Raw genomic sequence first — 11,634 nt, 5'->3', positions numbered from 1 at the left:
CCAGCAGTCATCACTCGGACACGACCGTTGCAAGGCAGGGCTCAAATCGCGGCCCTGCCTACTCACTCGACCACACCGCTCAGCTCCCGGTTTCGAGCGAAGCGAGACCGAGCATGCGCCGTTCGCGGCCCGGCTCGCGTCCGAGTGGCCGCCGCGTACGCGACGAAGGAGCAAGCGGCGGTCGCTCGGACGCGAGCCATGAAGGGGCCGCGAACACCCAGCGCCGCAGGCGCTGGCAAACCAACACGGCCCGGCTCGCGTCCGAGTGGCCGCCGCGTACGCGACGAAGTCGCCAGCGGTGGTTGCTCGGACGCGAGCCATGAAGGGGCCGCGAACACGCCGCGACGAAGTCGCGGCAGAAACTACTGAGCGTGCTTCTGGATCAGGTCGCCCACGCGCGGCAGCGCCTCGATGACGTTCTTCTTCGCCGAGGAACGCATCGAGGAGTAGACCTTCTGCAGGGCAGGGCGAGAGGAGGACTCGGCCCGCGCGTCGGTGACGGCGAGCAACGCCTCGGCGACCTCGTCCGACTTGGCGACGAGCAGATCGGCGAACTTGCCGGAGCCCGACGCCGTGTACTCCTGCCAGAACGGCTCCAGCTGCGCGACGAGCTTGGGCGCCAACGACTCCAGCGCATCGGGCACGATGGACGGGCTGATCTTCTTGACCGCCGCGTAGCCACCCTTCACAGCGAGGCCGGACGCACCACCCTTGTCCGAGACCTCGGCGTCGAGAACCTCGACGGCATCGGCAAGGAAAGCCGGGCGCTTCGCGTCGTCGAGCAGAGATTCAGACAGTGCTGCAACCACTTTCAGGTTCCTCCGGATCGGTATCGATGAACGAGCGAGGGCAACTATACGCACCCGCGCCAGCATTCACCCGGCTACGGCTGCCACGGCAGCAACTCCACCATCAGACCTTCGCAGTCGGCGAGCAGATCGCCCTGCTCATCGAGCAATTCGGCGGCGATGAAAGTTTTGCGCCCTTCGATCCGGTCGACCCGTCCGCGAACCGTCAGTTGTGTTTCCAGCGGAGTGATCTTGCGGTAGTTCACATGAAGGTACGCGGTGCGGCTGATCGGCCGTCCGGCGTAGTGCACGATCATGCCGAGCAGATCGTCGAACAGCAGCGGCAGCACACCGCCGTGCGCGGCGCCGTTGCCGCCGAGATGGAAACGGCGGAACACACCCGTCATCTCGATGCCGTCGCGCCCCGCCTCGACCACCTGCCACGGCAGCAGCAGAAGGCTTCCCCGGCCCGGCAGTTCGACGGCGCGGCCGGCCGGTCCCTGCAACTCGGGTGCGCGGTAGGGCTCCAGCAGATCGATCAGCTCGCGGGCTTTGGCCTGCGCGGCCCCGAACACGTCGTCGGGCGCGTCCACGGACACGGCGAGATCCTGCAACGTCCGCATGGCTTCCACGAATCCGCCGAAGTTCGGTCCGACCCGCGCGGGGGTGACCTTCGGAAATCCGCCGTGCTTCTCGTACCGGGACCCGTCCATCGCGCTCCGGTCGATAACCGGTTTCACTTGCTCGCTCATAACTTGCACGGTAACGCGTATTTTTACACCGTCAAATCGAGATCCCGCTGCCCGCTCACGACTTTCGGGCGCAGCGCGACCTAGCATTGCCCGGGTGACGTTCAATCCGAAGCTGTGGCGTCCCGTTCCGGGATTCGAGAACCTGACCGACATCACCTATCACCGGCACATCGAGCAGGGCACCGTGCGTGTGGCGTTCGACCGGCCGGAGGTGCGCAATGCGTTCCGCCCGCACACGGTCGACGAACTCTTCCGGGCACTCGACCACGCGCGGATGACTTCGGACGTCGGCGCGGTGCTGCTCACCGGCAACGGCCCCAGCCCCAAGGACGGCGGCTGGGCGTTCTGCTCCGGCGGTGACCAGCGCATCCGCGGCCGCAGCGGATACCAGTACGCCAGCGGTGACACCGCGGACACGGTCGACCAGGCCCGCGCGGGCCGCCTGCACATCCTGGAGGTGCAGCGGTTGATCCGTTTCATGCCGAAAGTGGTGATCGCCCTGGTGAACGGGTGGGCTGCGGGCGGTGGTCACAGCCTGCACGTGGTCTGCGACCTCACCCTGGCCAGCCGCGAGCACGCCCGCTTCAAGCAGACCGACGCCGATGTGGGCAGCTTCGACGGCGGCTACGGCAGCGCCTACCTGGCCAAGATGGTCGGTCAGAAGTTCGCCCGCGAGATCTTCTTCCTCGGCCGCCCCTACACCGCCGAGGAAATGCACCAGATGGGCGCGGTGAACAAGGTCGTCGACCACGCCGAACTGGAGGACGTCGCGCTGGAGTGGACCGCCGACATCAACGGCAAATCCCCGCAGGCACAGCGCATGCTGAAGTACGCGTTCAATTTGCTGGACGACGGTCTGGTCGGCCAGCAACTCTTCGCGGGCGAGGCGACGAGGATGGCGTACATGACCGACGAGGCTGTCGAGGGCCGCGACGCGTTCCTGCAGAAACGCGAGCCGGACTGGTCTCCCTACCCCTGGTACTTCTGATATGGACATCCTCAGCAGCCGGATCATCCTGCGGCCCGCCGATTACCAGGCCACCCTCGCGTTCTACCGGGACGGCCTGGAGCTGGCCATCGCGCGGGAATATCCGGGCGGCACCGTCTTCTTCGCGGGCCAGTCGCTGATCGAGGTGGCCGCGCACGGCGGGTCGGGGGAATCGTCGTCGTTCGAGGGTGCCATCTGGCTCCAGGTGCGCGACGTGTCCGCCGCCGCCGTGGAACTGGCGCTGAAGGGCATCGCGATCGACCGCGCCCCGGTCGAGGAGCCGTGGGGCTTGCACGAGATGTGGGTGCACGATCCCGACGGCGTGCCGATCGTTCTGGTGGAGGTCCCGCCGTCGCATCCGATCAGGCGGGATTCCCGCTGGTCGCCGTCGTAGCAACGGTTCGGATAGGTGGTTCGGCGGGCGCCACCGAGTTGCCAACGCGAGAACCGGCGAGGACGATAACGCTCGGACGGCCACCCGACCGCCGACGTCCGGGCCGGCTGTGTCCGTGTCCCGTCCGACCGAGTGAATCGCAGTCTCGATGTCTGTCGTACTTGAGCCCCGATCCGACCGGGTGACCGCGCCGCGGGTGCGCCACTCCGGCATACCGACCCGTTCCGCACGCGGTTACGCGGGCATGACACGATCCCTACCGTGAGGGAGTGCAGCGAGCGAGCCATGGGGACAGCGGCTCTGGGCACGACCGAGCCTGGCGAGCGGCGAGGCATGGCATGAGCAAGACACTGCGCACCTTGCCGATGCCCACCGGGTCCGGTCTCGGCGATGTCATGCCCCATCTGCGGGCGGCGCTGGAAGGTAGCGGGGCCGCGTGGCTGCCCATTCCCAACAGCGATCGACGCGAGTCGAGACGCTTGAGCGACGCCCTCTCCCCCGGCGAGCCGATCGACGAGGAAGTCGCTCTGGTGGTGACCACCTCCGGCACCACGGGCGTGCCGAAGGGCGCGATGCTGAGTTCGGCGGCCCTGCACGCGAGCGGCACCGCCACACACGACCGGCTCGGCGGTCCTGGCAACTGGTTGCTGGCCCTGCCCACCCATCACATCGCCGGTATCCAGGTGCTGCTGCGCAGCATCCTGGCGGGGACCGAACCCACCGTGCTGGACGTGTCCGGCGGATTCCTGCCCGAGGCGCTGGCCGGCGCGATCACGGGTATGCGCGGTGAACGGCGCTACACATCCCTGGTCCCGACCCAGCTGATCAAGGCGCTCGAGTCGCCGGTGGCCACCACCGCGCTGGCCGAGCTCGACGGCGTGCTGGTGGGCGGCGCGGCCACTCCGCTGCCGGTTTACGAGCGCGCGCGAGCCGCGGGCATCACCGTGGTGCGCACCTATGGCATGAGCGAGACCTGCGGCGGCTGCGTATACGACGGTGTGCCGCTGGAGGGCACGAAGGTCCGGATCGAAGACGGCCGGGTGGTGCTGGGCGGTGCCATGATCGCCACGGGCTACCGCAATCAGCCCGACCATCCCGCCTTCGCCGAACCGGGCTGGTTCCGCACCGAGGACGCGGGCACCTTCGACAACGGCCTGCTGAGCATCACCGGACGGCTCGACGAGGCGATCACCACCGGCGGCCTGCTGGTGATCCCGCAGGTGGTCGAGGCCGTGCTGATCAACCACCCCACGATCAGCGAGGTGGTCGTCGTCGGCCTGCCGGACGAACGCCTCGGCCAGCGCGTCGCCGTCGCTGTAATCCCCGCCCCCGGCGCCACCCCGGACCTGGCCGAGCTGCGCGAATACGTCGCCGACGAATTGGACTCCATCGCCGCTCCCCGCGAACTCGCCGTTCTCGACGAGTTCCCCCTGCGCGGCCCCGGCAAGCCCGACCGCGCCAAAGTCCGCGAATACCTCTTGGCCGACTCGGCCCACTGACGACAGCGGGGCAGCGCCCGCAGCACAGCGCGCCGAGTCGCGCCACCGGCGACCGCGTACCCGGAATCAGGCCGCCACCATCCGACGCGCCCAGCGCACCCCACTCCCGGTTTCGAGCGAAGCGAGACCGAGCATGCGCCGGCTCGCGTTTGCGCGGCCGTCGCGTACGCGACGAAGGAGGCAAGCGGCGGTCGCGCAAACGCGAGCCACAAGGGGGCCGCGAACACCCAGCGCCGCAGGCGCTGGAAAAACAACACAGCCCAATGCGACAGCGCCGTGCAAGAGCCGTGCAAGTCTCGGTGTCCACAGTTGTCCACATGACTTCTTTCGCACCAACTTCAGCGCTCGCCGTCGAGGCGGACGGCCTGGTCAAGGTGTTCGGGGAACAGCGTGCCGTCGATGGGGTGAGCCTGGCGGTGCCGCAGGGCTCGGTGTACGGCGTGCTCGGTCCGAACGGCGCAGGCAAGACCACGACCATCCGCATGCTCGCGACCCTGCTGCGACCGGACGGCGGCCGCGGCCGCATCTTCGGCCGCGACGTGGTGGCGGAGCCGACGGCGGTCCGCTCGCTCATCGGCGTCACGGGCCAGTACGCCTCCGTCGACGAGGATCTGACCGCCACCGAGAACTTGATCGTCTTCTCCCGCCTGCTCGGGCTCAGCAGCATCGATGCCCGGCGCAAAGCTGCCGACCTGCTGGAGGAGTTCGATCTCACCGAGGCGGCGAACAAGCCGCTGCGGAACTTCTCCGGCGGCATGCGGCGCAGGCTCGATCTGGCGGCCAGCCTGATCGCGACGCCGCCGCTGCTGTTCCTCGACGAACCGACCACCGGCCTCGACCCGCGCACCCGCGCCCAGATGTGGGAGACCATCCGCCGCCTCGTCCGCGAGGGCGCGACGGTGCTGCTCACCACCCAGTATCTGGACGAGGCCGATCAGCTGGCCGACCGGATCGCGGTGATCGACCACGGAAAGGTGATCGCCGACGGCACGGCCGACGAACTGAAGGCCTCCGTGGGCGGCTCCAGCCTGCACCTGACCCTGGTCGATCGCGGCAGGCTCGATGAGGCGCGCCACATCATCGGCGATTTCCTCGGCGTCGAAGCGCAGATCACCCCGGAGGCCGGGCGGCTCACCGCGCCGTTGACCGACGCGGGCGTCACCGCCGATCTGCTGATCCGCCTGCGCGAGCGGGAGATCGGCGTCGACGAGATCACCGTGACCAAGCCGAGCCTGGACGAGGTCTTCCTCACTATCACCGGCCACCCCGCCGACGACACCACCGACGAGTCCGAGAAGAGCGCGGCGTGAACGCCCGGCCCGCAGGCGGCAGCCTGCGCGACCACGAAGCTCCCGCGCACGCCGATAAGGAACCCAGCATGACCACCATCACCACGACCGAGGCGCGCCGTGCCGCGCCGACGAAGATTCCCGAAGTCAGCAACCATGTTCCGCTGGGCCAGGCGGTATCGAATTCGTTCACCATGGCCTACCGCGGCCTGCTGAAGATCAAGCACAAGCCCGAGCAGCTGTTCGACGTGACGATCCAGCCGATCCTGTTCACCGCCTTGTTCGCCTACATCTTCGGCGGCGCCATCGGCGGCAGCGTGCACGACTATCTGCCGGTCCTGATCCCCGGCATCCTGGTGCAGACCGTGGTGCTCACCTCGGTGGTCACCGGCACCCAGTTGCGTGAGGACATGGACAAGGGCGTCTTCGACCGGTTCAAGTCCCTGCCCATCGCCCGCATCTCGGCGCTGGCGGGCGCGCTGCTGGCCGATATGGTGCGCTACGTCATCGCGACCGTGCTCACCATCGTCGTCGGCGTCGCCATCGGCTATCGCCCGGAGGGCGGTGTGCTCGGCGTGGTCGCGGCGGGTCTGGTCATCGTGGTCTGCTCGTTCGCGATCAGCTGGATCTGGGCGCTGGTCGGGGTCACCGGCAAGAGCGCCGCGGGCGTGCAGGGCATCTCGATGATGATCATGTTCCCGCTGACCTTCATGTCCGGCGCCTTCGCCATGGTGAGCACGATGCCGGGCTGGATGCAGGGGCTCAATCACGTGAACCCCGTGTACTACATGGTGAACGCGTGCCGCGGATTGATGAACGGCGCCGGTTTCGGCGGCGACCTGGCCTGGTCGTTGATCGGCGCGCTGGTCGTGATCGCGATCTTCGCACCGCTCACGGTCAAGGCGTACATGCGGCGGGCGTGAGCCCTCTCCACACACGAGCAGGCCGGGTGACGACTGTTACCCGGCCTGCTTTCGGCGTATTTCGTACGAGACCGGAATCCCTCGCGCATGCCCAAGCGCGGGCGAAGAACGAATGGCGTATGCGAAGACCGTCAGTGGGTGGGATTGAGGCTGTGGAGCATTCGCATGATGCGGTCGGCGGATTCACTGCGGCGCAGGTGGCCGAGGCGGCGGCGGGCTTGCGCGACCTGGTCGGCACCGAGCGTCGCGATGGCCGCGTCCAGGTGCCGTTGCCAGCGCATGGAGGGGAAATCCTGACGGCAGAAGACGTTCGGCGCCAGCATCAACAAGTCGAGACCCGTGCCGACCTCGCGGTCGACGGCGATGAGATACGACCCGACCGCGCAGGCGACGCCGCCGATCTGCGGCAGGTCCCGGTACTGGGTCATCATCGGCACGGTGAGCTCGGCCAGCTGTGCGGCCAGGACCGCGCTCGAGCCGACGCCACCGTGGAGTACCTGCGCGGCGAGCGCAGCCGCGGCGAGCATCAGGGCGCCGGGCCCGGGACCGAGCGCCTGGTCCGGCCAGCCGAACAGCTCCAGTGCCCGCTCGTAGCGCGCGAAACCGCCTGCGGTGTCACCCATCGCGAACGCCACTTCCGCGGAACTCTGCATCACCGTGGACAGCAGCCGATTCTGTCCGAGAGACGAGGTGTCCAGGTCCGGCGTGCCCAGCGCGAGGTCGAGTTCCCGCCGGGCCTGCTCCAGATCGCCGGCGCCTACCAGCGAAGCCACCAGCAGGCTGCGGATCTCCACCGTGTCCTCGTAGGCGCCGAGCCGCTGTAGCAAGTCGAGCGAGCGGCGATAATAGGTCACCGATTCGGCGTACTGGGCGATCTGTCCACAGACCTGTCCGAGGTGCCTGCTCACCATGGCCACGCTCCAGACGTTCTCGCGCCCGAGGACATCCAGCGCATTGATCGCGTCGATGGTGGAGCCGCGCACGTCACCTTGGTTCTCGCGCATGTTGGCCCGCAACAGCAGCGCCGTGCCCCTGGTTTCCGGATCGGCCGATCGCGCTGCCTCCGCGAGCAGCCTGCTGAGTCCGCGCGTGTCGGCTCTGGTGAGCACCACCCGGGCGATGAATCGGTTGTTCTCGCTGAGTTCGACGGAGCGACGAAGCAATCGGCGCACGCGCAGGCGCAGCACGGCGATCTCCCTGGCGCTGCCGTTTGTGTAAGCGAGATGCAGGAACGTCATCTGGTAGGTGACGAGCACGAGGTCCGGACGCGGACCTTCCCGGCCGAAATCGGCCGGCTCCAATTCGATGACCCGCTGCGCCCAGGCGATCACTTCCATATGCGATCCGCGGATCACCCACAGCGTGGCGACGACCGGGAACACCGTGTAGGCCGTCGCCGCGTCCCGCCGTTCGATGCCACAACGCAGCGCGGCGAGCAAGTTGTCCAGCTCCGCCGCCACGGAGAGGGCGAGGTGAACCTGATCGCCGGTCATATACCGGCTCGCCGCGTCGTCGGCGTAGTCCTTGGCCCACCGCATCATCCGAGTGTCGACCGCGTCCGGCTCCCCCGCCGTGGCGGCCAGCTGCTCTTCACCGAATTCCCGCACCGTCTCCAGCATGCGATAGCGGGTGCCGAGCAGCTCGTCGTCCAGCACGGTGAGCAGCGATTGGTTGACCAGACCGTCGACGGCCGCGGCGACATCGGTCACGTCGTCTCCACCCGCGACCGCCTCGGCGGCCGAGAGCGTGAAACCGGCCGGAAATCGGCACAACCTGCGCAGTGTCGCTTGCTGTTCGGTATCGAGCAGGTTCCAGCTCCAGTCGATCACCGCGTGCAGCGTGCGATGCCGTTCGGGCGAACTGCGGTCGCCGTGGCGCAGCAGCGCGAACCGATCGGCCAACCGCTCGTTGATCTCCTCGACGCTCATCGCCCGGACGCGGGCGGCGGCCAGTTCGATGGCCAGCGGCAGCCCGTCGAGCGTGTGGCAGAGCTGGGCGACGATCTCGGGGTCCAGCCGGACCGCCGGGCGCACCGCCCTGGCGCGGGCGGCGAATAGTTCGGTGGCGGGTGAGCCCGCCGGATCGATGGTCAGCGGCGGCAACGGATACACGGTCTCCGCGGTGATCGCCAGCGGCGATCGGCTCGTGGTGAGCACGGTCAGCCGTGGCGCGACGCCGATCAGGTCGGCGACCACCACGGCGACCGCGTCGACCAGATGTTCGCAGTTGTCCAGGATCAGCAGCATCGAGCGCGCCGACACCGCGTCGCGCAACCGCCTGCGCAGATCGACCGTCTGCCCGGAGCGCAGCGTCGCCGTGTCGAAGGTGACCTCGCTGAGCCCGAGCACCGCGGCGATCGCCGCCTCGATCTCGACCCTGGCGTCGCCTCCTTCGGCACGCACCGAGGCCAGTTCCACCAGCGCCACCGGGCGGGTGCGCGCCACCCGCGCACCGAGCTCGTTCGCGACCCTGGTCTTGCCCGCGCCGCCCGGGCCGAGCACGGTCACCACCCTGGAGTCGTCCAGTAGATCGGTGAGCGCGGCGAGATCGTCCGTCCGGCCGAGCAGCGCGTTGGGAGCGGCACGCAGCCCCATCGCGGCAGGCTGCGGTTCCGGGGTCGCTTCGGCCGAGGGCGTGGAAGTAGCCGGGAACCCGGTTCGGTATCCGGCGCTCGCCACCGGCGTCGGGGCACGCGGCGGCGCGGTGGGCCCGATCGGCTCTCCGCGCAGGATCGCCGTGTGCGCCGCGGAAAGTGCCGGTCCTGGATCGGCGCCGAGCTGGTCGGCCAATCGCGAACGGAAGGCCGCGAACGATTCCAGCGCCTCATTGCTCCGTCCCGAGGCGGCGAGCAGACGCATCAGGGTGAGCTGCGCGGGCTCGTCCAACGGGTCCGCGGCGGCGCGCAGCCGAGCCAGGTCCAAGGCGCCGTCGATGTCACCGCTGCCCTCGCGTGCGGCGAGTTCGAGCTCATCGAGCTCGGCGCTTCGCCGCCCGGCCGCGTGGCGTAGCTCGTCGGCGAGGTCACCCGGTGGCAGGTCGGCGCCGGGATCCCCGCGCCACAGCGCCCGCGCGCCCGCGATCTGCGCCAGGCATCCGGAAATGTCACCCGCGGCGTGCAGCTCGCGCGCCCGCGTGACGCGCTCGCCCACCGAGGACAAATCGACCTGTTCGGCGGCGAGTGTCAACCGGTAGCCCGCCGGGCCGATTTCCAGCGCGCCCTCCGGCAATGCCGACCGCAGCCGGGAGACCTGGGTGTGCAGCGCGTTCATCGGCGACCGCGGCGGCTGTTCGCCCCAGACGTCCTCGATCAGGGCGTGCGCGCCGCGGCTGCGGCCGGGTCGCAGCCCGAGGGCGGTGAGCAGCAGCCGGGATCGCGCGCCCGGCAGCGGCGTCAGCAGGCCGTCACGGCGCAGCGCGACCTCGCCCAGCAGGGCCACCACGACCGATTCGCCTGCGGGCGTCGTCACTGCTCGACTGTGGCCGTGCGGGCCGCTGCGCTCCGGAAACATCCCGCGGTCATCGTAGGCGAGCTGGCCCCACGGGGCCGACACGATTTCTCTGCCGGGACTGTGCGCGGTCGGTGGCATAGTCTGACCCCCATGGCTGAGTTCGAGGTGGTCCGATCGGCCGTGGTCACGGCCGAGCCCGCGCGTGTGCACAGGCTGATCAACGATTTCCACAAGTGGGTCGAGTGGTCGCCGTGGGAGGACCTCGACCCGCAGCTGCAGCGCAGTTATTCCGGCGCGGACTCCGGTGTCGGCGCGCGCTACGCCTGGAGCGGCAACCGCAAAGCCGGCGCGGGCAGCATGGAGATCATCGGCAGCGCCGACCGCGAGATCGGCGTTCGCCTGGATTTCCTGAAGCCGATGAAGGCGACCAACATGGTGACCTTCATTCTGGAACCCGTCGAGACCGGCACCGAAGTGACTTGGCGGATGACCGGCAGGCAGACCGGCCTGATGGGCGTCATCGGCAAGTTCATCCCGATGGACAGATTCGTCGGCCGGGACTTCGAAAAGGGGCTCGCGCGGTTGCAGCAGGCGGCGACGACCGAAACGGCCTGATCGCCGCGCGCGAGCTGAGGGCGGACCGTGTCCGAATGCGCCCATTATGCTGCGGACATGGCTACTGCAGCGCAATGGATCGAGGGCGCGCGACCCCGCACCCTGCCGAACGCGATCGCCCCGGTGCTCGCCGGAACCGGAGCCGCCGCGTCCGTCGACGGTGCGGTGTGGTGGAAAGCGATTCTCGCGCTGCTCGTTTCGCTGGCCCTGATCATCGGTGTGAACTACGCCAACGACTACTCCGACGGCGTCCGCGGCACCGACGACGTCCGGGTCGGTCCGTTGCGCCTGGTCGGGCAGAAACTGGCCTCGCCAGGCGCGGTGAAGACCGCCGCGATCGTCAGCCTGGTCATCGGCGCCGGCTTCGGCCTGGTGCTGGTGTTCACCAGCGCGTGGTGGCTGCTGCTCATCGGCGCGGCCTGCCTGGCGGGGGCCTGGTACTACACCGGCGGCAGCAACCCGTACGGCTACAGCGGATTCGGCGAAGTGGCGGTGTTCGTCTTCTTCGGCCTGGTCGCGGTGCTCGGCACCCAGTTCGTGCAGGCGGACCGGATCGACTGGGTGGGCGCGCTGCTCGCGGTCGCGGTGGGCGCGTTCTCCAGCGCCGTGCTCGTCGCGAACAACCTGCGCGACATTCCCACCGACACCGAGTCCGGGAAGGTCACGCTCGCGGTGAAACTCGGCGACCCGCGCACCCGCACGCTGCACCTCGCGTTGCTCGCCGTGCCGTTCCTCGTGACGTTGGCGCTGGTCGCCCGCACACCGTGGGCACTGGCCGGGTTGATCGCGATCCCGCTCGCGGTGCGCGCCAACGCGCCGGTGCGCTGCGGCAAGGGCGGCCTGGAACTGATTCCCGCGCTGCGGGATTCCGGACTGGCCCTGCTGGTCTGGTCGGCGGTCACCGCGCTCGCGGTCGGGCTGGGCTAGCGCGCCGGCC

The 11,634-nt window shown here is 69.1% G+C and carries 10 protein-coding genes; 7 read left to right on the top strand and 3 right to left on the bottom strand.

Annotation, left to right across the window (positions count from 1 at the left end):
• Positions 1-362: 362 nt before the first annotated feature.
• Both NG1_RS04615 and NG1_RS04610 read right to left on the bottom strand, forming a co-directional pair.
• Entirely contained in the window at positions 363-809 is a 447-nt protein-coding gene (locus NG1_RS04615; RefSeq protein ID WP_062968257.1) for a DUF6918 family protein, read from the bottom strand.
• A gap of 74 nt (positions 810-883) precedes the next feature.
• Entirely contained in the window at positions 884-1,540 is a 657-nt protein-coding gene (locus NG1_RS04610) for a PaaI family thioesterase (protein WP_062968255.1), read from the bottom strand.
• A 94-nt stretch (positions 1,541-1,634) separates the two neighbouring features.
• Here NG1_RS04610 and NG1_RS04605 point away from each other — a divergent pair, with 94 nt between their 5' ends.
• The 5 genes from NG1_RS04605 to NG1_RS04585 all read left to right on the top strand — a co-directional run bounded on the left by NG1_RS04605 (position 1,635) and on the right by NG1_RS04585 (position 6,633).
• Positions 1,635-2,528, top strand: coding sequence for a 1,4-dihydroxy-2-naphthoyl-CoA synthase (locus NG1_RS04605; RefSeq protein WP_040870346.1), 894 nt, complete (start codon positions 1,635-1,637; stop codon positions 2,526-2,528).
• A 1-nt stretch (position 2,529) separates the two neighbouring features.
• Positions 2,530-2,922 carry a VOC family protein gene (locus NG1_RS04600; protein ID WP_062968253.1) on the top strand — a complete coding sequence of 131 codons (393 nt, stop codon included), beginning with the start codon at positions 2,530-2,532 and terminating at the stop codon, positions 2,920-2,922.
• Between the two features lie 338 nt (positions 2,923-3,260).
• A complete protein-coding gene (menE, locus tag NG1_RS04595) occupies positions 3,261-4,421 on the top strand; it encodes an o-succinylbenzoate--CoA ligase (RefSeq protein WP_062968251.1) in 1,161 nt (386 codons plus the stop codon).
• A gap of 317 nt (positions 4,422-4,738) precedes the next feature.
• A complete protein-coding gene (locus NG1_RS04590; RefSeq protein ID WP_062968249.1) occupies positions 4,739-5,731 on the top strand; it encodes an ATP-binding cassette domain-containing protein in 993 nt (330 codons plus the stop codon).
• A 68-nt stretch (positions 5,732-5,799) separates the two neighbouring features.
• Complete coding sequence (locus NG1_RS04585; RefSeq protein WP_062968397.1) at positions 5,800-6,633, top strand: ABC transporter permease; 834 nt, start codon at positions 5,800-5,802, stop codon at positions 6,631-6,633.
• Between the two features lie 131 nt (positions 6,634-6,764).
• Here NG1_RS04585 and NG1_RS04580 read toward each other — a convergent pair whose 3' ends face one another.
• On the bottom strand, positions 6,765-10,100 hold the full coding sequence (locus NG1_RS04580) for an AfsR/SARP family transcriptional regulator (RefSeq protein ID WP_309247296.1): 3,336 nt from the start codon (positions 10,098-10,100) through the stop codon (positions 6,765-6,767).
• Positions 10,101-10,232: 132 nt separating this feature from the next.
• On the opposite strand from NG1_RS04580, the gene NG1_RS04575 reads away from it, so the two are divergent.
• Both NG1_RS04575 and NG1_RS04570 read left to right on the top strand, forming a co-directional pair.
• The gene (locus tag NG1_RS04575) at positions 10,233-10,697 is read left to right on the top strand and encodes an SRPBCC family protein (RefSeq protein ID WP_062968246.1); all 465 of its coding nucleotides are present in this window, start codon (positions 10,233-10,235) and stop codon (positions 10,695-10,697) included.
• A gap of 57 nt (positions 10,698-10,754) precedes the next feature.
• Positions 10,755-11,624: a 1,4-dihydroxy-2-naphthoate polyprenyltransferase gene (locus NG1_RS04570; protein ID WP_062968244.1), complete on the top strand. Its 870-nt coding sequence runs from the start codon at positions 10,755-10,757 to the stop codon at positions 11,622-11,624.
• Positions 11,625-11,634: the final 10 nt, after the last annotated feature.

Source organism: Nocardia gamkensis NBRC 108242, from assembly GCF_001612985.1.
GTDB lineage: Bacteria > Actinomycetota > Actinomycetes > Mycobacteriales > Mycobacteriaceae > Nocardia > Nocardia gamkensis.
This window is presented reverse-complemented; position numbering and strand designations above follow the sequence as displayed.

Bases quoted from the DNA above. Each gene is read 5' to 3' on its own strand.
- NG1_RS04575 (WP_062968246.1), top strand. From the start codon at position 10,233: ATGGCTGAGTTCGAGGTGGTCCGATCGGCCGTGGTCACGGCCGAGCCC.
- menE (WP_062968251.1), top strand. From the start codon at position 3,261: ATGAGCAAGACACTGCGCACCTTGCCGATGCCCACCGGGTCCGGTCTC.
- NG1_RS04585 (WP_062968397.1), top strand. From the start codon at position 5,800: ATGACCACCATCACCACGACCGAGGCGCGCCGTGCCGCGCCGACGAAG.
- NG1_RS04570 (WP_062968244.1), top strand. From the start codon at position 10,755: ATGGCTACTGCAGCGCAATGGATCGAGGGCGCGCGACCCCGCACCCTG.
- NG1_RS04600 (WP_062968253.1), top strand. From the start codon at position 2,530: ATGGACATCCTCAGCAGCCGGATCATCCTGCGGCCCGCCGATTACCAG.
- NG1_RS04590 (WP_062968249.1), top strand. From the start codon at position 4,739: ATGACTTCTTTCGCACCAACTTCAGCGCTCGCCGTCGAGGCGGACGGC.
- NG1_RS04610 (WP_062968255.1), bottom strand. From the start codon at position 1,540: ATGAGCGAGCAAGTGAAACCGGTTATCGACCGGAGCGCGATGGACGGG.